Annotated in this window: 17 protein-coding genes and 1 pseudogene; 4 read left to right on the forward strand and 14 right to left on the reverse strand. The window is 36.6% G+C overall.

All coding sequences use genetic code 11. The annotated features are described in order from the left end of the window. Positions 1-188: 188 nt before the first annotated feature. The gene (locus tag ABXZ36_RS01565) at positions 189-1,763 is read left to right on the forward strand and encodes an Ig-like domain-containing domain (protein ID WP_354613701.1); all 1,575 of its coding nucleotides are present in this window, start codon (positions 189-191) and stop codon (positions 1,761-1,763) included. Here the strand turns inward: ABXZ36_RS01565 and ABXZ36_RS01570 are convergent. Then, positions 1,747-2,523, reverse strand: coding sequence for a nitrilase family protein (locus ABXZ36_RS01570; protein WP_354613702.1), 777 nt, complete (start codon positions 2,521-2,523; stop codon positions 1,747-1,749). The genes ABXZ36_RS01565 and ABXZ36_RS01570 overlap by 17 nt on opposite strands. Before the next feature lie 89 nt (positions 2,524-2,612). Continuing rightward, positions 2,613-3,095 (reverse strand): ankyrin repeat domain-containing protein, encoded by a 483-nt coding sequence (locus ABXZ36_RS01575; protein WP_354613703.1) that lies wholly within the window; start codon positions 3,093-3,095, stop codon positions 2,613-2,615. Positions 3,096-3,424: 329 nt separating this feature from the next. Here ABXZ36_RS01575 and ABXZ36_RS01580 point away from each other — a divergent pair. Together ABXZ36_RS01580 and ABXZ36_RS01585 are read left to right on the forward strand one after the other, a co-directional pair. Next, a pseudogene (locus tag ABXZ36_RS01580) lies at positions 3,425-3,817 on the forward strand (endonuclease/exonuclease/phosphatase family protein). An 11-nt stretch (positions 3,818-3,828) separates the two neighbouring features. Continuing rightward, positions 3,829-4,344 carry an endonuclease/exonuclease/phosphatase family protein gene (locus tag ABXZ36_RS01585; protein WP_354613704.1) on the forward strand — a complete coding sequence of 172 codons (516 nt, stop codon included), beginning with the start codon at positions 3,829-3,831 and terminating at the stop codon, positions 4,342-4,344. A gap of 51 nt (positions 4,345-4,395) precedes the next feature. Here ABXZ36_RS01585 and ABXZ36_RS01590 read toward each other — a convergent pair whose 3' ends face one another. The 9 genes from ABXZ36_RS01590 to uvrC form a co-directional block, all read right to left on the reverse strand. Next, positions 4,396-4,833, reverse strand: coding sequence for a hypothetical protein (locus ABXZ36_RS01590; protein WP_354613705.1), 438 nt, complete (start codon positions 4,831-4,833; stop codon positions 4,396-4,398). Positions 4,834-4,922: 89 nt separating this feature from the next. Then, entirely contained in the window at positions 4,923-8,177 is a 3,255-nt protein-coding gene (locus ABXZ36_RS01595; RefSeq protein ID WP_354613706.1) for a TonB-dependent receptor, read from the reverse strand. 167 nt (positions 8,178-8,344) lie between these two features. Next, positions 8,345-9,991: a glucose-6-phosphate isomerase gene (gene pgi, locus ABXZ36_RS01600; protein ID WP_354613707.1), complete on the reverse strand. Its 1,647-nt coding sequence runs from the start codon at positions 9,989-9,991 to the stop codon at positions 8,345-8,347. 2 nt (positions 9,992-9,993) lie between these two features. Further along, entirely contained in the window at positions 9,994-11,265 is a 1,272-nt protein-coding gene (locus ABXZ36_RS01605) for a peptidoglycan DD-metalloendopeptidase family protein (protein ID WP_354613708.1), read from the reverse strand. Between the two features lie 6 nt (positions 11,266-11,271). Beyond that, positions 11,272-12,234: a tryptophan 2,3-dioxygenase family protein gene (locus ABXZ36_RS01610; protein WP_354613709.1), complete on the reverse strand. Its 963-nt coding sequence runs from the start codon at positions 12,232-12,234 to the stop codon at positions 11,272-11,274. Between the two features lie 6 nt (positions 12,235-12,240). Further along, positions 12,241-13,020, reverse strand: coding sequence for a DUF3108 domain-containing protein (locus tag ABXZ36_RS01615; RefSeq protein WP_354613710.1), 780 nt, complete (start codon positions 13,018-13,020; stop codon positions 12,241-12,243). A 322-nt stretch (positions 13,021-13,342) separates the two neighbouring features. Beyond that, positions 13,343-14,485: a 4-hydroxyphenylpyruvate dioxygenase gene (gene hppD / locus ABXZ36_RS01620; RefSeq protein ID WP_354613711.1), complete on the reverse strand. Its 1,143-nt coding sequence runs from the start codon at positions 14,483-14,485 to the stop codon at positions 13,343-13,345. A 182-nt stretch (positions 14,486-14,667) separates the two neighbouring features. Then, positions 14,668-16,905 (reverse strand): patatin-like phospholipase family protein, encoded by a 2,238-nt coding sequence (locus ABXZ36_RS01625; protein ID WP_354613712.1) that lies wholly within the window; start codon positions 16,903-16,905, stop codon positions 14,668-14,670. A gap of 17 nt (positions 16,906-16,922) precedes the next feature. Then, a complete protein-coding gene (gene uvrC, locus ABXZ36_RS01630) occupies positions 16,923-18,710 on the reverse strand; it encodes an excinuclease ABC subunit UvrC (RefSeq protein WP_354613713.1) in 1,788 nt (595 codons plus the stop codon). 640 nt (positions 18,711-19,350) lie between these two features. On the opposite strand from uvrC, the gene ABXZ36_RS01635 reads away from it, so the two are divergent. Then, positions 19,351-19,911, forward strand: coding sequence for a 5-formyltetrahydrofolate cyclo-ligase (locus ABXZ36_RS01635; protein WP_354613714.1), 561 nt, complete (start codon positions 19,351-19,353; stop codon positions 19,909-19,911). Here ABXZ36_RS01635 and ABXZ36_RS01640 read toward each other — a convergent pair. From ABXZ36_RS01640 to ABXZ36_RS01650, 3 genes are read right to left on the reverse strand one after another with little or no spacing between them, the layout of a single operon-like run. Beyond that, on the reverse strand, positions 19,899-20,534 hold the full coding sequence (locus ABXZ36_RS01640; RefSeq protein ID WP_354613715.1) for a lipoprotein signal peptidase: 636 nt from the start codon (positions 20,532-20,534) through the stop codon (positions 19,899-19,901). The genes ABXZ36_RS01635 and ABXZ36_RS01640 overlap by 13 nt on opposite strands. Positions 20,535-20,569: 35 nt before the next feature. Continuing rightward, positions 20,570-21,190 carry a DUF4097 family beta strand repeat-containing protein gene (locus tag ABXZ36_RS01645; RefSeq protein WP_354613716.1) on the reverse strand — a complete coding sequence of 207 codons (621 nt, stop codon included), beginning with the start codon at positions 21,188-21,190 and terminating at the stop codon, positions 20,570-20,572. Positions 21,191-21,226: 36 nt separating this feature from the next. Continuing rightward, on the reverse strand, positions 21,227-21,610 hold the full coding sequence (locus ABXZ36_RS01650) for a TraR/DksA family transcriptional regulator (RefSeq protein ID WP_354613717.1): 384 nt from the start codon (positions 21,608-21,610) through the stop codon (positions 21,227-21,229). Positions 21,611-21,614: the final 4 nt, after the last annotated feature.

The following is a 21,614-nucleotide window of genomic DNA, read 5'->3' on the forward strand; positions in this document are numbered from 1 at the left end:
TAACAACAGGAGCTACCTTACTCGCTTGTTCTGTTGCACTAAAAGAGGTCTTAGGTATTAAAATTTATATTGCTACCATGGCGGTGGTTCCATAATTTTTAAATGCTACAAATTAGTTGTTTCTTTGCGTGTATTCTATGGCCCGAGCTATGATTAAACGAATTTTTTGTTCCCTTTTTATTATGTTAATGATACTTGCCCTAGCACAGTGTGGCAAAAGGGGAACACTAACAGGAGGTGAAAAAGATATTACTCCCCCTAAATTACTCAGGGCAGAACCTGAGAATATGACTGTAAACTTTAAAGAAAAAAAGATTCGTCTTTATTTTGACGAGTATATAAAATTAAAAGATGTTCAAAAACAGCTGATTGTTTCCCCTCCCTTAAAATACAACCCTCTAATTACTCCCCAAGGATCTGCTAGCAAATTCATAGATATTACTATAAAAGATACTTTAAAGGAAAACACCACCTATACCCTAAATTTTGGGCAGAGTATCACAGATAATAACGAGGGTAACCCAAATAGCTTCTTAAGTTATGTCTTTTCCACAGGAAGCTACATAGACTCCCTATCGGTTTCAGGTGCGGTAAGGGATGCTTTTAATAAAAAAGTAGATCAATTTGTGAGTGTGATGCTCTATGAACTGGACAGCACTTATACGGACTCAACCATTTACAAAAGACCTCCAAACTACATAACCAACACCTTAGATAGCGCAACTACTTTTAAATTAAGTTATTTGAAAGAAGGAAAATACGCCCTATTTGCATTGAAAGATGAAGGAAAAAATAATCTATTGGACCAAAAAGTAGATAAAATAGCATTTGTAACAGATACTATAACATTACCAACGGATACCACTTATCTCCTTACCCTTTTCAAAGAAATCCCGGATTACCGAGCTGCAGTTCCCAGTTATGCAGCTCAAAACAAAATAATGTTCGGGTATCAGGGCGAAGCAAAGCATATGGTGATTGAGCCATTAACGAAATTACCTGACTCTATAAAAACCAAAGTTTTAAAAGAAACAGGAAAGGACACCTTAAATTACTGGTTTATACCTTTTGAAACCGATTCCATTGTTTTTGAGGTGACCAATGAAAAATGGAAGGTAAAGGACACTTTTACTGTAAAGAGCCGCAAACTTGCTTCTGACAGCTTGGTCTTAACTCCCAACCAAAAAGGCAACTTGGCCTTTGAAGAACCATTCTATGTTGGGGCCAATATACCAATTATTCAAATTGATTCTTCTAAAATTGCTTTGATGAACAAGGATTCTATTCCGGTTAAATTCATCTCAAAATTAGATAGTGTCGAAAATAGGGTGACCTTAGATTTTGACTTAGAACCCAATGAAAAATACACCATGGATATACTACCAGGGGCCATTGTAGATTTTTTTGGCAATGCTAATGACACTATAGCCTATAGACTATCAACCAATGGCTATGCCGATTATGGAAATCTTGGATTAAAACTAGTTGGAAATCCAACCTATCCCTTGATTGTACAATTAACAGATGAATCGGGTAAAACAAAACGGGAAATCTACGCTACAGAGCCAAAAGACTTTCAATTCAACAACCTGAAGCCATCCAAATATATGATTCGTGTAATTTATGACACAAACAGTAATGGAAAATGGGATACAGGGAGTTACCTACAGAAAATAGGTCCCGAAAAAGTGATCTATTATCCCTCTATTATTGAGGTAAGGGCAAATTGGGAGTTAGTGGAATCCTTTAATCTTTTAGACTAAACTGGTCCCGATCTTGTAAAAATTTCAGATTGTACCTAGTTTCATCAAGATGTGCCTTGTTCAAGGTGGTGTACAGAATAGTATCCTCTTCTGAAAAAGCCAAGTTTTTACCAAGAGCATCATATACCGCAGAATGGCCAGTGTATTCATAACCCCCGTCATCACTACCAATTCTATTTACCCCTATACAATACGCCATATTTTCAATAGCGCGAGCAGCTAAAAGGGTGTCCCAGGCATAAATACGTGTTTTGGGCCAGTTAGCTACATAAAGCAATACATCATAATCCTCTGTATTCCTTGCCCAAACTGGAAAACGGAGATCATAACAGATTAAGGGACATATTTGGAATCCCATGTATTCTAGTACTAGTCTTTGCTTTCCTTGCTTATAAACTTTTGATTCTCCTGCCAAGGTAAAGGTATGCCGCTTATCATATTGATGGTATGTCCCATTGGGTTCCACAAAGAAGAGACGGTTGTAATAAACCCCATTGTCATAAAAGGGAATACTTCCTGTGAGGGCTTTCTGTTCTTGCTTGGCAATATGTAACATCCATTCTAAGGTCTTATGTCCCTCCGTATTGTCCATATGATTGGGGGTCATTGTAAATCCTGAATGGAACATTTCTGGCAAGACAATAAGATCTACATCTTTAGGAATACTCTTTATTTTTTCATAAAAAGCATCCCTGTTAGCCTGGGGATTCTCCCAAAACAAAGAAGTCTGTATTAATGCTACCTTTAATTCTGTGGTCATATTAATGAAATTCTACATCAAAAATAATATTAATATTTTGGGTGTTCCAATATATTAGAACATCGCTACTCAGGAATTGGGATATTCCTCTACCTTTTAGCTGCTAGCAAATCCATTAAAAGCGAATTACCCTGCATTTTTGCATGGTCATAGGCCGTATGTCCCCTTGTATCCTTGGTGGCAACTTCCGCTCCTTTGGTTAACAACATTTGGGCAATTTCTGTCCTATTAAACGTGGCTGCATAAATTAAACAGGTGGCTCCCATACTATTAGTCGTATTCACATTAGCCCCCTTTTCTATAAGTCTTTTGGCTATTCCAGTAAAGCCCTTAAAACAAACGCCCATTAAGGCTGTATTCCCCGAACTGTCTACTCCATTTATATCAGCGCCCCTGTCTAATAAAAAATTTGCAACATCACCATGTTCGTAATAAGTCGCCAAAATTAACGGAGTAGAACCTCTTTGGTCCTTGCTGTTTATCAATGTGGGATCCTTAGTAATCAATTCCTCAATTATTCTAAGGTCTCCGTTTCGAATGGAAGAGTAAAACTTTTCTGCGATTTCTTTCATTGTAATAAAATTAAAAACCCAATATATGTATTCTATTAATGACGTTGGTTTTAATGATGTTTAATTAATCTTAGATAAATAAAGAGGCAAAAATTACTTAAATACTTTCTCCCTTTAATAATTAAACCATAGTAAAACATTATGAGTTCATAGGAGTATCCTATTGAGTGAATTAAATAGATTTTATTTTATTAAAGTTATGCGATTTTACTAATGAAGTATATTTCCCTACTTTTTTATTTATGTATTATTCCCTTCTCACTCTGGAAAAAGACACCTATATTATAATAATTATCGCCTTTTAAAACGTAGAAAATATATTCGACGCCATTAATGACCCCAATACCTTTGATGATGATCGGACCCCTAAAAGAAAAGATAAATGGACCACCGATAGATAGCATTAAAAAATTGAAAATATCTCGAAGGTTCTATCTGAAATTGGTAACGATGTTACTGCCAACTCGCCGGATATTATTGGTCTTTGATAAATTGAAAACAAACAAGTCCTTGAAGACCTTGTAGCCCACCCTAATTTACAGAATAAGGGATATAAGATTATCCAATTTGATTCTCCCAATGAAAGAGGCGTTGATGTGGCTCTCTTATATAGGCAGAGCGCCTTTATAACTTCTTCGACTACTAGTAGGCCTTTATTGTTATTCAATGAGGAGGGAGAAAGGGATTATACAAGGGATCAATTGGTGGTTCAGAGTTTTTAGATTCGGAAAAAATGTATCTGATAGTCAACCACTGGCCTTCTCGCGGTGGTGGTGAAGCTAGGAGTAAACCCAATAGAATAGCCGCGGCTCAACTCAATAGACGAATCATAGATTCTATCCTTCACATAGATAGTACTGCCAAAATACTAAGCATGGGCGATTTTAACGATGACCCTGCGGACACCAGTATAAAAAAAACTCTAAAAATAGGAGTGTTAAGGGCACGAGATATGCCTGGAGTAATGTACAATCCTATGGAAAAGTTACATAAAAAAGGACTTGGATCATTGGCTTATAGAGATCGCTGGAATATTTTTGATCAAATTTTGTTTACTCACAACCTATTAAATGAAGGTGCATATACCTTTCAATATTGGAAAGCGAGCATTTACAATCCTACCTATGTAAGTACCCAAACTGGCCCCTATAAGGGATATCTATTCCATACTTATTCAGGTGGAAATTACACGGCTGGATATAGCGACCACTTTCCGGTATATCTTTTTCTGATTAAAAGGGCAAAGTAATTAAATATTTAGATATTAGCAAAAGGGATCTATTTTAATCTTGGCAGAAGCTTATAGCCACTGTCCCCATGGAATCCTGCTAAGGATTAGCACTAATCCAAGTCCATAAAAGATAGAGATGGTCTTAAATTTCCTTTTAGCCTCCATCACTTTTTTATGTTTGGACCAACCTATAGTAATGAGCACCACGGCAATGATATTTATAAATGGGTGTTCTACCGCTAGTAAACGAGCTGCAGGATTTAAGCCCCCCATGCCTACTTCCCTTATGGCTTTTAAGCCATTTGCTGATACAAAGTAAAGGATCACTCCCACCAAGACTTGAATATGCGTAAGAATCAGCGCAAATAGGCTAATTCGGAAGTCTTTTTCCAAATTGAATATTCTATTACTAAAGAATCCTGTTATAGCATTGACCACCGCAAGGATTAAAATAACCAAAACGATGTAGGCCAAATAAGAGTGCAAACTTTGTATAATTTCGTACATAAGATAAATTTTAAAACCCCTAAAGTACTAATTTTTGGGCATAAAAAAACCCCGCGTAAGAGCGGGGTTTTAATTTTTAATTGTATTCGTTAATTAAATAAATATCTTACACCTACTTGTAATCTCCATGTATCTCCGATACCACTTGAAGGCCTGTTTGTTACTGTTGGTAGATCTGTGGTTCCTGGCACAGTATTAACTCTGTAAATAGGTTCATTTTGAGCATTTCTACCTCTATAGTTCAATAGATTGTTTTGGAATGCAAATTGAGGAACACCCCAATCAGAATTCAACAGATTTCCAACATTTAAAAAGTCAAGTGATAATTGAATTTTATTCTTATTATCCTTAGTCAAGTTAAGGTCTTCTGTGATTCTTAAATCATATCTGTTTAACCAAGGATTTTTAGCTCCATTTCTTACAGACACTTGACCCCTGTTCGCACTTAGATATTCATCCTGATCAATATACCTGTTTAAAGCATTGATTTGAGCTTGTTCAGTGATCGTTGCACCGTTCAAAGTAAACTCTTGAAAATTTAACTCAGAGGCATCATTAGGTATATATATCAATCTATTTGAGTTATCCCCAAAATTTCCTGAATACGTATAGCTATATCTTCCATTTTCACCCCCCTGCCAGAATAAGGCAATCGTCGTGTTATCCGTTTTATAATTCAAATTCGCAATGAATCTGTTCGGCTGATCAAAGGAAGCAAAACTTAATTCTGGATTATTCCTGTCTTCTTGTACCGTTGCAGTCCAAAGTGACCCTGCTTGCGATCCCCCTGAAGCATCCAAGTCACGAGTTCTGGACGCGGTATAAGCAACCATCGCATAGAAACCATTATCAAACTGCTTCTGTAACTGGGCGGTAAAAGAATAATAATCTGCTTTCTCTTTCGCGTTTGTCAATAAAAACACATTTCTAAAATCCGCATCATTAGAATATCCTCCATCCCAATAAGGGCGTTGATCTGGGCCGCTCAGCGTTCCATCAGCATCTCTTAAAATAGGATTATAAACTATAGGAGTTGAAATGTCCTTTGAATAAATAAAATCGAACGTTCCTGTAACTCCCCATGGCAGTTGATGATCTACCCCAATATTGGTACGCCATACTTGTGGAAGTTTAAATTCCCTATCAGTAAGGTTTAATTCATTGGAAAGAGTCTGTCCTGGATTTGCTGGGTTTCCAAAAGTAACATCTGGATTAAATACATAATTAGGTCCAAAAGCAGTTTCAACATCTGCCCCTTCATATCCAATACCACCTCTTACAACACCTGAACCATTCACCTGGTTACTCAACCAAACAAACGGTATTCTACCAGAGAAAACACCTGTTCCACCCCTAACTTGGGTTTTACCCTCACCATCTACATCCCAATTAGCACCAACCCTTGGTGACCATAATGGCCTTACTTTAGGAAATTGACTTACGTCTGGCGAAAAAGAATTACCATCACCATCAACAAATGTCTTGTCTAAAGTATCCAATAATTCATTTCGTGGAATATCTGTTGCATAGAAAGGAAAATCGATTCTAAGCCCTCCTGTTAATTTCAGGTTATCCGTAACTTGGAACTCATCTTGAAAATAAACTCCAAATTGTCCAAAGTCGGTTTGATCCACTGGAGGAGTTGTAGAACCGTCTAATGCAAAGCTTTTTGCAAATGCATCTGGGTAAGCTCCAGGTGTCTGATTAATAACAGTCTCTACGAAACTATCATAGCTAGTAAACCTGTAAAAACCATTAAAAGTAGGGTTAAAGGCATTCTTAAAGGTCATGTATTCAAAATTGGCTCCTAACGTGTAGGTATGCTTCCCTTTATAAATTGAGAAGTTGTCCGTAATATTAAATACATTGTTTTCCAATAGATTCCCCACAGTAAACAATTCATTTCCCAAAGCAGTATAGTACAATAAATTACCGGAAGCATCTGGCTCCAACACCTCTATAAATGGAAATGCCTGACCGCCAGGAATTCCCCTTTTAGGATCTTTAATCGCAGTGTACCCTATATTCAATTGGTTGGACATATTGTCTGCAACCTTAGAGTTCCATTCACCAACTACAGATTCAACCAATCTATCATTGGTATAATTTGCATTGGCAAAAGTAATGGCTTCTATGCCAGATCTATTCGTGTTACGGTATCTAGTAGATAAAAATCTGTTTGAATTTCCGTTAATGCTAACGTCCTCTAGCGATTTGTAACGATTATATCTTAAACTAAACTTATTATTTTGATTTAGGTTATAATCTAATCTTACGTTAAACCTTGTTTGTTCAGATGCAAAAGGGTAGTTTTCGTAAGAACCGGTATTGTACCCATAAAGACTGGACATTTGCTCTTGAATAAAATCAAGATCAGATGCTGGCACTCTTGAAATTGTTAAACCGTCTGGTGCAAGACCCGGTCTAGCAGCCTGTCTTGTAAAGCCAGGAACGGCTTCTTCTTCCTCTTCATAACTAACGAAGAAAAACAATTTATTTTTTAGGATAGGTCCTCCTAAACTGATCCCTTTAATCTCATTTTTAGAATCTCCTCTATTTAATCTCAAATCCCTAAGCTTATCACCTACCATTTGATCGTTCCTTAAATAGTAATATATAGATCCTTTGAAATCATTGGTACCGGACTTCGTAATAGCATTAACAGAAGCTCCTGTAAAACCAGCTAATCTTACATCAAATGGAGCAAGATTTACTTGAACTTCTTCAATAGCATCCAATGAAATTGGATTAGCTCCTGCGAATTGACCAGAACCAAGACCGAAGTTGTTGTTGTAAATGTTTCCATCAATGGTGTAGTTGTTAAACCTACTTGAAGTACCAGCAAAAGAAGTTCCATTAGATTGAGGAGTCAACCTTGTAAAGTCATTAATACTCCTACTAATTGTAGGCAAAGCATCAATTTTATCTCTAGATAGGTTTATAGAAGCACCAGTCCTGTCTGGGTCTATAATTCCACCTCTAGTTGAAGTAACCACAACTTCTTGAAGCTCAAGCCCTTCTTTCATGGTGACTTTCAGATCATAACTTTGTCCTAAACCTAAATTAATTCCATTATAGGTTTGTGCTTCAAAGCCTACATAACTTACAACAACAGTGTATGGACCGCCAACGCGAATGTTGGGAAGATAAAACCTTCCTTCTTCATTAGCTATAGCGCCATAAACTGTTCCTGAAGGTGTGTGGGTTGCAACCACGTTGGCACCAAATAATGGCTGCCCAGCATCGTCTTCTACGTAACCCTGTATTTTAGAAGTCGTTACCCCTTGTGCAAATAAGACTGCCGTAAATAAAAATGCGGCAAGTACGAAGTACATTTTTTTCATTCTTTCAAATGTTGTTTTAGTTTGTAATTAATGCTGCAAAAATGAAAATTATTTCACATAAGAGCATTTTCTTAACGTTAAATTAGATGGGGCAAATTTAACACAATATTTACATAACAACATTCATGAAATAAGAAGTTATTCTATAAGTTATTAAGAATTAGGAGTTAATAAGCTCCACTCTTAAAATAATGCAAAAGCTGCAACGTAGATGCGTCATGATTGGCGATTTCCGAATTTTCGATATCTTTTAGTATCGTAGACGCTAGTTGTTTGCCCAATTCTACGCCCCATTGATCATAACTAAATATATTCCAAACTACCCCTTGAACAAAAATCTTGTGCTCATAGAGGGCTATCAAAGCTCCGAAGCTTTTTGGGGTCAACTTATTTATCAAAATTGTGGTTGTAGGCTTATTGCCTTCAAATACCTTGAAAGGTAACAACGTTTCCAATTCCGTTTTGGACATATTCTTGCCCTCCAATTCATGGCGCACTTCTTCTTTGGTCTTTCCATTCATCAAAGCCTCTGTTTGGGCGAAGAAATTGGCCATCAATTTATTGTGATGGTCGGTATCCCCGTGCAAAGATTCCTTGAATCCAATAAAATCTGCCGGGATCAATTTAGTACCTTGGTGGATCAATTGAAAGAAGGCGTGCTGCGAGTTGGTTCCGGGTTCTCCCCAAATAATGGTTCCCGTCTCATAGGAAACACGATTCCCACTTCTGTCCACACTTTTACCGTTGCTTTCCATAATCCCCTGCTGTAGATAGGCTGAAAATCGGCTCAAATACTGCGAATAGGGTATAATGACTTCGGTTTCGGCACCATAAAAATTATTGTACCACACACTCAACATAGCTAAAACCACCGGCATGTTCTCTTCAAAATCCGCGGTTCTGAAATGTTCATCCATCTCATTGGCTCCTATTAATAGTGCATCAAAATTTTCATACCCAACGGCCAATGCAATAGATAATCCAACAGCACTCCAAAGTGAAAATCTACCTCCTACCCAATCCCACATAGGGAACACATTTTCATCCAAAATCCCAAACTCTTCAATTTTTGCCGTATTAGTAGATACTGCAGCAAAGTGTTTGGCAACATCTTTTTGACTAGCATGTTTTAAAAACCATTTTTTTATAGTGGTCGCATTACTTAAGGTCTCTTGAGTAGTAAAAGTTTTGGATACCACAACGAACAACGTTGTTTCTGGATCCAATCCTTTCAAAGTTTCATAAATATGGTCCCCGTCCACATTGCTTACAAAATGCATCTTTAAATGATTGCCATAGAATTTTAAAGCTTCGGTCACCATGGCGGGACCCAAGTCCGATCCTCCGATACCTATGTTCACAACATCGGTAAAAGCTTTTCCGGTAAATCCTTTCTTATGTCCAGATATAATGGCTTCTGTAAACGTTTTAATCTTTTCCTTAACGGCATAGACCTCGGGCATCACATTCTCCCCATCTACCCTGATGTCATCCCTTTTTTTAGCCCTTAGTGCTGTATGGAGTACTGCCCGGCCTTCTGTTTCATTGATGATATCCCCATCAAAGTATTTTTTGATGGCATCTTTCAAGCCCACTTCTCCCGCTAGGTCCATCAATAGTTCCTTAGTTTCAGAAGTAATATTATTTTTAGAATAGTCCACAAAAAAACCTTGACTCTGCAAGGTGAATTTTTTCGCCCTGTCCGGGTCAGATGCAAATAGATTTTTTAACTGAGTATTTTCAATATTCTTATGATGGTCTCCCAATGCCTTCCATGCTTTTGCACTTGTGGGATTTATTTTTTTTAATGCCATTTTTATTGGTTCTCGGTTAATAGTTCTTCTTCTGGTATTTGCATAAATTCAATACAATCCAATTGATCTTTCAATGGGGAAATAAAAGCAAAATAATCAGACTTTAACGCATCGGTCAATGGCTCCGCAGTTGGCAGCTCCTCCCTCAAAGGATCTACTTGGCGCCCGTTTTTCCAAAAGCGATAACACACATGAGGCCCACCAGTATTGCCCGTCATGCCAATCCAGCCTATAACATCCCCTTGTTTAACATATTGACCTTTACGAACATTCTGGTTTTTCATGTGCAAGTATTGGGTACTATAAGTGCTGTTATGCTTCACCTTTACATATTTCCCATTGCCCCCCCTTCTAGTAGATTCTTCTACGGTACCATTTGCAGTGGCCAAAATAGGAGTGCCAATCGGAGCAGCGTAATCTGTTCCTTTATGAGGTCTTACCTTATACCCATAGTAGGCTATTCTCCTGTTTAGGTTATATCTGGAAGAAATTCGACTGAATTCAACAGGGGCTTTTAAAAATGCCCTTCTCAAATTTTTTGCCTGCTCATCATAATAATCCTTAACCCTGTTTATAGTATCGGTTTCATATCCAAAAGAGTATATTGTTTTGCCATTGTGCTCAAAATATGCAGCCTCAATGGGTTCCGCTCCAGCGTAAATGGAATCATTAATATATTTTTCCTTATAGATTACCTTGAATTTATCTCCCTTTTGGAGCCTAAAAAAATCAATGGTCCATGCATATATTTGTGACAGGTTATTGGTAATATTATAATCTATGCCCTGCTCCAAAATAGCTTCGGATAAGGAGGAGGTAATTACTCCTGAGGCCTCCCTTTCTACATATTTTATCTTGTTGCGTTTATTATAAGCAGTGACCGAATCCCTTAAATCTATAACTGTGTAATTAATAAGATCGTTCTGATATATAAAGACTTGAGCTTTTTCTAACGTATCCTTTGATTTTAAAATAAGATAGGGCTTCCCGACCACAATCTTTCGGACATCAAAAGTATCCCTGAACTCTTCTGAAATTTTATGTATTTTTGGGTATTCTACCTTGTTGCGAAGCATTAATTCTCCAAAACTATCTCCATTTCTTACCGTATCTTGAAGTACCGTAAATTCATCCAGATTAAACCCAAACTGCTTTGTGACAATAGGCTTTTTAATGGTGACAACTTCGGCGATTTCCTTATCCGAAGAAGCTGAATCCTTGCAGGACGCTACCATTACTAAGCAACAAAGAAGTAATCCAAAAAATAATTTCATGTTCTCCTATTTTTTAAGCGGGTTAAATATATGGTCCACCCACTGTTTTCCCCAGTTATTTAACTCTTCTTTAGAATAAATTTCAGGAAAAAATATTACTTTTTGAAAACTAGGTGGCAAATACTCTTTCCAATTGGTCCCCCCAGTAGCATCAACGGCTCCATTTTCTCTATCCAAATAGCGGTAAGCAGAACCCATGTGCATCAATGGCCAATTAACATTTGCATTCATATCCAACGCCTTTAGCGCTTCTTTCAACGTCTTATTACTCCTTGCCTCCTCGGTTAAATTTTGATATTTTTCATAAATCGTAATACCTCTAACGTCGTTGGCTATTCTAATAAGCCTAGGTGTATATCTATATTCAAATTGCTTGAGGGTCAGTGTCTTTTCTCCTGTCACCAAATCAGTTGCTCCTTTTTTCCAATATATATGTTCGTAAAGCTCATCTATGCCATTTGCCACGGAGAAATCATTCCTTTCAGAATGGTGCACTAAATTCTCTAAAGGAGTAGCGTAAAGCTCAATCATCCTATACTGTGCAGATTGGAAGCCACTTGCTGGCAATAAGGCCATGCGGTACTGAAGAAACTGCTCCCGTTCCATACCTTTAATCATAATCCCAAAAGAGGAAATAAGAGCCTTGTAATAGCTGTTGATCCTAGTGACCTTCTCCAAAAAGAAATTTACTTCTTGGGATTTATCATCTACTATCTGCTTTTGTTCGTGGAGTATGAGTTTAAAATAAAGTTCAGTAATCTGGTGGTACATGATAAAAATTTCCTCATCTGGAAAATGGGTCCGAGGAACTTGCAAGCTAAGTAAGGTATCCAAATGAATATAATCCCAGTAGGTAAGATAGCGTTGATAGAGTAAGCCATCCAGGTAAGAGCTTAAATCCTGGCCAGAATCCTTATATTTTTCTTCAAGTTTTAATATTTGGGATTCTATTTGCTCTTTTTTCTTCATTAGATACTAATCCATTATAATTTTGAATTGGTTTTTTAAACCGTTATAGCCATCCAAATCAGCCTTAACAGAACCCACTGCCAAATCTGCTTTGATCCTGATCGGAATTTTATTTTGGTCATTGGAAACCCATAGTGCCAAACTTTCCTGTTCTTTAAAAACTCTACCCGACTGAACGTATGGTCTAAATTTTAAGCATTCTACTTTACCATACTTTGTTTTCAAAACTTCAATACCAAGGTATTTAAGTTTGAATTTGAAAACACCGTCATCATCGTACAACATATTTAAATCTATGGATTTACCTACCTCCAAATCCTCAATCGCATAATTGTTCCTCAGAAAATAAAAGGCAGATATCAAATCTTGGATATCCTCTTTGACGGTAAAATTAAACTTTTTATTGTTTTTTTTATCGTTTAACTCTGCTGATTGAATCCTATGATCAAAATTGATCTCAATATCTTTGGTATACCCTCCTTCATCAATCTTTCTAACAAACTTATATGGTTTCCCATCTTCCATTCCAAAGTAACTTTCATAGGTGTCATCTACCTTAAAAAATATACTGGCCAATCCGGTTGTTTTCCCATTACCGACCACGTGGTATACAGGAACCCCCTTCATGGTATCCGATTTAACCTGTAAGGTGGCATAACTAGCGTTAAAAATGCCATAATGAATGCGAAATCTAAGCCATTCGCCGACATTGAAGGCCGAATGATCCTCTTGGGCGCCCAAGGAGTAGGTTATAAGCCCTATAAGCACAAAACAAATGTTTCTCATTTTCTTATGTTAAGGTAAAAATAGTAAAAACAAGTCTATCCTATTTTTGATTTTTTAGTTTATTAAACAAATTTTGTTCCAAACTATTACGCACAAAAAAAAGCCCAGCTTTAAAACTGGGCTTTTCCTAAATAACCAACCAAACTTTAAATTATGAAAAACCAATACTTAAAGTTGTAAGGGAACCACCCCTTACTTGAGGACAAAGTTAAATTATAACTCTTGTTAATAAATCCACTTTAACGGACTTTAACTTTACCTTTAACAGTTGTTTATATATTCTGAATCAATTTTAGGAAATCATTAAGAAATATATGTTTTCCTAAAGGGTTCCTCTTGACTCTTGCTCTCTTTCTATTGCCTCAAAAAGCGCTTTGAAATTACCTTTCCCAAAAGATTTTGCCCCCTTGCGCTGGATGATCTCAATAAACATTGTGGGGCGGTCTAAAATTGGCTTCGTAAATATTTGAAGTAAATACCCTTCTTCATCCCTATCTATTAAAATACCCAGTTCTGATAAAGGCTCTAAATCTTCATCTATTTCACCTACTCGGTCCAATACGTCTTCATAGTAAGATGCTGGAACGGTTAAAAACTCTACACCTCTATTCTTTAATGCCGTAACCGTCTCAATAATATTATCAGTGGCCATTGCCATATGCTGCACTCCGGCACCATTATAAAACTCTATATATTCCTCTATCTGAGATTTTTTCTTTCCTTCTGCTGGCTCGTTGATAGGAAATTTAATCCTTCCGTTACCGTTGCTCATCACCTTACTCATTAGGGCAGTATATTCTGTAGAAATATCTTTATCATCAAAAGAGACCAATTGCGCAAAGCCCATTACCTTTTCATAGAACTGGCACCATTTATTCATCTCGTTCCAACCTACATTTCCAACCATGTGGTCAATAAATTTAAGGCCTACGTCAGTTGGTCTATACACTGGATTCCAAGCTCTAAATCCTGGCATAAACACACCCTTATATTCGCCTCTTTCTACGAAGAGATGCACTGTCTCCCCATAGGTATGAATCCCAGATACCACGACCTTTCCCTTTGCATCTTCCATTGTCTTGGGCTGTAAATAACTCTGAGCTCCTCTTTTTGTGGTTTCTTGGTAACTCTTAGTAGCATCATCTACCCAAAGGGCAATAGCTTTAACACCATCACCATGGGAATCTATATGCTTATTAATATCTCCTCCAGATTTTAAAGGGGAAGTTAAAACTAGTTTTATTTTATCCTGCTGTAACACATAGGAAACCCTGTCCTTAAGCCCTGTTTCGAGTCCGGCATAAGCCAAAGGCTGAAACCCCCATGCAGACATGTAATAATGTGCTGCTTGCTTTGCGTTGCCCACGTAAAGTTCAACGTAATCTGTACCTAAAAGCGGTAAAAAATCTTCCGCTGAAGGGTTTTCTATTGGTAATTGAAATGAAGTCTTATCTAATTGTGCCATAATAGGTGATTGAATATATTAATTAAAAAAAGTATTGATAAAATAATGTAATAACAACTATTTCAACAGTTATCACATTGCCTGGAGATGGGCAGTAATATCAATTCTATATTGAAGCATATTTAATACTTTTATGAATTGCAAATATCGTAAAAAACAATGACTTTTTTTGATAATTTCACTTAAAACCAATACCCAATACTAAAAAACAAATTGCCTATTCTCACTTCGGGAGACCAAGAATACAATACCTGGACGGGACCAATGAAAGATTCCCATCCATACCCCAAGGCATAACCAGAATAATCTGGCTTTTTAAACCAATTACCCGTTCTAAAAATATCATCATCTACCCTAGCGAAATTAGCAGCTAATAGAACATGGTTCTTTGGAAGAAATTCATAATCGATCCTACCATGTGCCTTTACAAAACTATTCCCCACCAAGCTCAAAAAATCATATCCCAAAAAGGGAATAAAATTATTGATTAAATTGGTGCCGAAGCCTCCAAGCACAAAATCAAAAGTAGTCACTTCTGACCTACCCAATTTAAAGCCCCCTTCTGTTTCTAAGTTTACAGATAGTCTATTGGATATGGGAAAGGCTCCTCCCATTCTAGCCTTAGCAATAGAGAATTCGCTAAAATTATTATTGAAATCTGTTGAATATAAATACAGGTGAAAATCTCCATCAAAAAATAGGCCTCTGGTCGGGAAGTATTTATCATCATAGGTATCCAAGGTCAACTGACCATAAGTACTTATATAATTACTTTTATCAAAAAAAATCCTATTGGAAGAAGTTTCATCTATAAGGGTTTCTCCTACAGTCTTTGTGCTGTATTTTAGAAACTTATGTTCTACCCCTAGGCTAAGGGCGAACTCTTCTGCCCAAACAGTCTGCACATACACCTGATTTGTCAAATCGGCTACATCTAAATTAATGGTATTCACATTGCTGATATCGGTGGTGTTGAAATTGGAGGCAATCACACTAGTTCCTATCCCATGATCAAAATCACTATATCTGGAGTTAACCCCAAAACTCCAATAAAACCCTTTATCCACGTAATATTGAAAATTGTATCGAAGCTTATCCCCTAAAATAAAATCAAAGGAAAAGACATCATCATCCATCAATAAATTTTTTTTGGTAAGATTTATCAAGGCAGCACTTTTGTACAAATCGTTGTAGTGGAGCCCCATGCGAAGAAAGGTCTTGTTTGGGTTTTCCCTTAGATTAACAATTAAATCGACCGCATCGGGTCCATCTGGCACCAATTCATATCTTATAGATTGAAAATTCCCAGTTGCCGCCAGATTATTAATCCCTTGTTGTAATTTCTCAAAGGACATCTCTGTCTCAAAATTTAGTCGTAATTTTCCTTTGATATACCCTCTTGTGTAATCGTTGTTCCCTTTTAAAATAAGTTGGTTGATGATTATGGAGTCTTTAATCGAAACTCTTTTTTTTGTAGTCTGAGGCCTGTTTTGTCTAATGGCCAGCTCCTTTAATTCCGTATATTTTTCATTGGCCGCTACTTCTCCGCTGCGGACAATGTTCTTGCCCATATCAAAGGCAATTACGGAGTATTTCTCAATATTCGGCTGTATATAAATATCAGTTTCTATGGATTTTTTTACCATATCCCGAACCGTCCTATAATTATTGATCTGTAATAACACCTCAGTTGCTGACATAAGAGATTCTCGGTTAGATAAACCGTGCTGAACATCTACTCCAATGAGAACATCAGCGCCCATATTCTCCACCTCTTTAATGGGGTAGTTATTTACCACACCCCCATCTATTAATATGGCCCCATCTATTTCGGAAGGCTCAAAAAGGGAAGGGAACGTGCCACTAGCAAGAATTGCTTCTGGAAGGTAACCATGCGTCAATAATACTTCTTCTCCCGTCTCTACGTTTGTAGCTATGCACAAAAAAGGGATGGGCAACTTATCAAAATCCCTAATATCCTTTACGTGGTATAAAAGCCTAACAAGTTCATTATATATTTTTTGGCCTCCAGATAGGGCTTGAGGAAATGATATTTTAAAATTATTGAATGGAAGAGTCAATGCATATCGTTCAGAATCTTCCTTTTCATAAAACGTTTTGGCACTTCGAGGGAGATTATCCTGAATTAAATTAGCAAAATCTGTTTTCTGAAAAATAGAATCGAGTTCCATAGCCGAATAGCCCGAGGCATATAAAGCCCCTATAATCGCTCCCATACTTGTGCCTCCTATATAATCTATTTTTACCCCAGACTCCTCAATGACCTTAAGCGCACCAATATGGGCTAGTCCCTTGGCACCCCCTCCGCTGAGCACAAGTCCAACCTTCACCTCTTTTTCTTGAGAAAAAAGCGTTCCAAAGGAAAAAAAGATTAGGCAAAAGAGAACTGAATTTTTCATAACGTCAAGTTAAGGCTTTAATGAAATGTTTCATAAATTTTCTTCGCCTTAGCTGTTCCTACTGTTTTGGCCAAATCCTCAATCGATGCTTCTTTAATGCGCTTAACCGACTTAAATGTTTTTAGCAAATCTTGGGCTGTTTTTTCGCCAATTCCTTCAATCTCCTCCAATTCAGAGTTAATGGCCCCCTTACTTCTTTTATTTCTATGAAATGTAATGCCGAAACGGTGTGCCTCGTTACGCAACTGTTGGATGATTTTTAAAGATTCGGATTTTTTATCCAAATACAACGGGACTGAATCCCCTGGAAAATATATCTCCTCTAGCCGCTTTGCTATTCCAATGATGGCTATTTTACCTCTAAGCCCTAAAAGGTCCAAGCTCTTTAAGGCTGATGACAATTGTCCCTTCCCTCCATCTATTACTATTAGTTGTGGCAAAGGCTCCGCTTCATTTAACAGTCTTTTGTACCTCCTAAATACAACCTCCTCCATGGAGGCAAAATCATCTGGACCCTCTACGGTTTTAATATTATAATGACGATACTCCTTTTTTGAAGGCTTTCCATCCTTAAAAACTACACAAGCAGCCACAGGATTGGAACCTTGTATGTTAGAGTTATCAAAACATTCTATATGCCTAGGTTCTTCAGATAACCTCAAATCTTTTTGCATTTGAGCCATAATCCTGTTGGCATGTCTATTGGGATCTATGATCTTCTCCTGGTTAAATCTTTCCTGCCTAAAGTATTTTGCATTGCGTTCCGATAGCTCTAAAATTTTCTTTTTATCTCCCATTTTTGGAACCGTAATTTTTAAATCAGGCTCGGATGTCACCTCAAAGGGAACATACAGTTCTCTTGAGAAAGAATTGAACCGTTGCCTAATTTCAACGATAGCCAAAGCCAAAAGGTCCTGATCCTCCTCGTCCAATTTTTTCTTTATTTCCAAGGTATGGGAACGAACAATAGATCCGTGAGATATTTGTAAAAAGTTAACATAGGCATACTGTTCATCAGAAACAATAGAAAATACATCTACATTATTAATAGTTGGATTTACTATGGTGGACTTCACCTCATAATTCTCCAGAACATCAATCTTGTCTTTTATAAGTTGAGCCTCTTCGAAACGCATCTCCTCTGCATAGGTCTTCATTTGATTTTTAAAATATTGAAGGGACGACTTAAAGTTTCCTTTTATGATTTCCCTTATGTCCTGTATTTCTTGATGGTACTCTTCCTGTGTCTGATAACCTTCACAAGGTCCTTTGCAATTACCTAAGTGATATTCTAGGCAAACTTTATATTTTCCTGCATCTATTTTTTCACTAGAAAGATCATAATTACAAGTACGTAAAGGATAGACACTCTTTATTAGCTCCAATAAAGTCCTTACGGTCTTCATACTGGTATAAGGTCCAAAATACTCTGAACCATCCTTGATGTGCCTACGTGTGGGAAATATTCTTGGGAATCTCTCATTTTTTATACAAATCCAAGGATAGGTCTTGTCATCTTTCAGCAGCACGTTATAGCGCGGTTGATACTTTTTAATCAGATTGTTTTCTAATAAAAGAGCATCGGACTCTGTTGCAACCACGATATGTTTAATGTCCCTAATCTTTTTTACCAATACCCTTGTTTTCCCTACGTCATGGGTTTTGGAGAAGTAGGAGGACACCCTTTTCTTTAAATCCTTTGCCTTTCCTACATAAATAATTTTTTCATTGACGTCGTAGAATTGGTATACTCCTGGACTAGAGGGCAGGGTTGAAAGTTGAACTTTTATTGGTATATCCGACATAGGTTTTGACCTTAAAATTCATGTAGATCTCTACAAAGATAAACTACTACAATAGAATTAAAATACTTCAGGTTTTTATCTTTTTAACCGGATACCTCAAAAGTTCTAATGAGGAAAATAGGAACTCCGTTGAGGCATTAAAAACTGATGGTAGAAAGATCGTATAGGCCTTATATCTATATATTTCGCATTTTTGAAGATGTTATCTTATTAATAATAACACTTATTAACATTTTATATGTAATTTTCGGAGAATAAAGACTATTTTTATTAAGGAAATAAAAAATCATGTTATCATTTTGTTTAACTTTGTTCAACAATCTCTTTGGTAAAGTTATAGATAAAGTGCTGATTTTGTATAAATTACACTCTATAATGTAAATTAAATTGATAAACAAATGTTAAGACTATTGTAAAAAAAGTGTATTTCATCGTAAAAAAATGCATTTCATGGATGATATTAGGAATTTTTAGTTATTTTTAGCCTGAACAAAATGTATATTAATGGAAAACTACATTATCACTCTCGGGACTTATCTAATATTAATGTTATTTTTTAAAATCTATTTTGCCGTAGCGAGCAAAGAGTAGGTTACTTTTAATTTAACTATTTTGCACGTTCTTAAATCAATTACTTCAAATGTTGAAAAAAGAATTGCGGTTAAAAAATCTCTCCCTTAGAAATTCTATCACCCCTAAACATCTTTCAGAACAAAGTTTACAAGTAGCCAATAACCTTCTCAAACTACCCATCTGGAATTTTTCTTATTACCACTTATTCCTTTCGATTACCGAAAAGAATGAGGTAGACACTAGTTATATACTCTCTATCCTACAAGGAAAGGACAAAAATATTGTACTTCCAAAAATGGCTGATGATCAAAAACTGATGCATTTTCTACTTACAGACAATACCATCATTAAACCTAACAAATGGGGCGTTCCAGAACCCTTGGATGGTCTTGAAGTGCCCGTTACTAAAATAGAATTGGCGTTTCTGCCTTTACTAGCTTTTGATAACAAGGGTAACAGGGTTGGCTACGGAAAAGGCTTTTATGATATATTTTTAAAGGAATGTAGTCCTGAAGTAGTTAAAATTGGCCTTTCCCTTCTAGAAGCAGAAAATAATATAGATGATGTAGCTGCCAACGACGTACCCATGGATTATTGTATTACCCCAAACAAGGTTTATTCCTTCTGAGATTCTTCTTCCCGTTTATTAAATGCTTTTTTATTGAAGAAAATCAAAATACCAACACCAGTACTAATAGTTGTATCAGCAATATTAAAAACTGGTTCAAAAAATCGAAAGTTATTCCCCCCAATGACAGGGATCCAATTGGGCCATGTAGTGTCTATCATTGGGAAATAAAGCATATCTACAACCTTACCGTGAAAAATACTTCCATAAGGGTCCTGGGCAAACAAAGAAGCTACCTGGTTAAAACTGTCATCAAAAATAACTCCATAAAAAACGGAATCTATAATATTACCAAGGGCACCTGCAAATATAAGAGAAACAGCTACGATCAATGTTTTTGAAGCCTTCTTTTGTACGGTATCATACAACCAATATCCAATTCCTATAATCGCAAAAAGCCTAAAAATAGTTAATATTAACTTTCCCAATTCATCTGTGATGGGAAAAATGTCACTCAATTTAGTACCCCAAGCAGCTCCTTCATTTTCGATAAATAATATTTTGAACCAATTAAAAACAGTTACAGATTCTCCCAAAACAAAATGGGTCTTTATGTAAATTTTACTCAATTGGTCTACAAATAGAATCACCGCTACTAGCAGTATAGACTTCTTTAAATTCATTCTGTGGCTTATAGGTTGCGTCAAAAATAGACATATTATTTGGTTTTCTTGAGATGGATATCTCCTGTAACGGTATGTAATCTGAAATTATCATTTCCGGTAGGAATAGATTCTTCTATAATCTTGCCATAAGTAGTTGATGCCGAAATTGTTGCCTTGTTGCTAGATACTAATATGTCGCCACTTTGGGTCTTTACCATACATTTTTCTCCAACATTAATCAGCTCACACCTCCCATCACTCAAGGTAATATCCAAACTGCGGTAACGTCCACTAGCGGTAACATTGCAATTTGTTCCGTACACCTTGGCATTGATATAGTTGGGTAATTTAATATTTAAGGCAATGGAAACTACTTTATGGGCACTTAACTTATCATTAGGAACAATGAAATTAGGTTGGAAACCGGCACTAACAAAAATAGTAGCTCCCTCTTGTTTCACATTCACTAATAAATTGGGATTGTATTCTCCATCCATAAAAGCATCCACAATGAGGTTTGTGGAATTTGAGGTATCCAAAATCACTTCAAAACAATTTTCTGCGTCTATTTGGATGAAGGAAGTTTTTGGATCAATAATGGTCTTTTTCACCGTCTTCTGAGCCTTTACAAAACAGCATGAAAATAACAAAATAACAACAAGTAAATTTCTCATAATGGTATAAAAAAACGCCTAAAAAGGCGTTTTTATTTAGCTCTGCATATTTTTTGCTTCTATACTCAAAGTGGCATGTGGCACCAGTTTTAGACGCTCCTTATTAATGAGCTTTCCTGTAACCCTGCATATACCATAGGTCTTGTTTTCAATACGCTGTAAGGCATTCTTTAGATCCCTAATGAATTTCTCCTGACGGATTGCCAATTGGGTGTTCGCCTCTTTGCTCATTGTTTCAGAACCTTCCTCAAAAGCCTTGAAGGTTGGCGAGGTATCATCTGTGCCGTTATTGCCATCATTCATATATGAACTCTTAAGCAATTCCAAGTGGCTTTTTGCTTTTTTCATTTTTTCATCAATCAATACTCTGAACTCTTCTAGGTCCTTATCTGAGTATCTTACTTTTAAATCTTCTGCCATTGTT

Source organism: Sediminicola arcticus, from assembly GCF_040566695.1.
Lineage (GTDB): Bacteria > Bacteroidota > Bacteroidia > Flavobacteriales > Flavobacteriaceae > Sediminicola > Sediminicola arcticus.

Coding starts and splice junctions, on each gene's coding strand:
- ABXZ36_RS01610 (WP_354613709.1), bottom strand. CDS start 12,234: ATGAAGAAAAAAGAGCAAATAGAATCCCAAATATTAAAACTTGAAGAA.
- ABXZ36_RS01640 (WP_354613715.1), bottom strand. CDS start 20,534: ATGAATTTAAAGAAGTCTATACTGCTAGTAGCGGTGATTCTATTTGTA.
- ABXZ36_RS01635 (WP_354613714.1), top strand. CDS start 19,351: ATGTTGAAAAAAGAATTGCGGTTAAAAAATCTCTCCCTTAGAAATTCT.
- ABXZ36_RS01625 (WP_354613712.1), bottom strand. CDS start 16,905: ATGAAAAATTCAGTTCTCTTTTGCCTAATCTTTTTTTCCTTTGGAACG.
- ABXZ36_RS01570 (WP_354613702.1), bottom strand. CDS start 2,523: ATGACCACAGAATTAAAGGTAGCATTAATACAGACTTCTTTGTTTTGG.
- uvrC (WP_354613713.1), bottom strand. CDS start 18,710: ATGTCGGATATACCAATAAAAGTTCAACTTTCAACCCTGCCCTCTAGT.
- pgi (WP_354613707.1), bottom strand. CDS start 9,991: ATGGCATTAAAAAAAATAAATCCCACAAGTGCAAAAGCATGGAAGGCA.
- ABXZ36_RS01645 (WP_354613716.1), bottom strand. CDS start 21,190: ATGAGAAATTTACTTGTTGTTATTTTGTTATTTTCATGCTGTTTTGTA.
- ABXZ36_RS01575 (WP_354613703.1), bottom strand. CDS start 3,095: ATGAAAGAAATCGCAGAAAAGTTTTACTCTTCCATTCGAAACGGAGAC.
- ABXZ36_RS01650 (WP_354613717.1), bottom strand. CDS start 21,610: ATGGCAGAAGATTTAAAAGTAAGATACTCAGATAAGGACCTAGAAGAG.
- hppD (WP_354613711.1), bottom strand. CDS start 14,485: ATGGCACAATTAGATAAGACTTCATTTCAATTACCAATAGAAAACCCT.
- ABXZ36_RS01615 (WP_354613710.1), bottom strand. CDS start 13,020: ATGAGAAACATTTGTTTTGTGCTTATAGGGCTTATAACCTACTCCTTG.
- ABXZ36_RS01590 (WP_354613705.1), bottom strand. CDS start 4,833: ATGTACGAAATTATACAAAGTTTGCACTCTTATTTGGCCTACATCGTT.
- ABXZ36_RS01595 (WP_354613706.1), bottom strand. CDS start 8,177: ATGAAAAAAATGTACTTCGTACTTGCCGCATTTTTATTTACGGCAGTC.
- ABXZ36_RS01585 (WP_354613704.1), top strand. CDS start 3,829: ATGTATCTGATAGTCAACCACTGGCCTTCTCGCGGTGGTGGTGAAGCT.
- ABXZ36_RS01605 (WP_354613708.1), bottom strand. CDS start 11,265: ATGAAATTATTTTTTGGATTACTTCTTTGTTGCTTAGTAATGGTAGCG.
- ABXZ36_RS01565 (WP_354613701.1), top strand. CDS start 189: ATGATACTTGCCCTAGCACAGTGTGGCAAAAGGGGAACACTAACAGGA.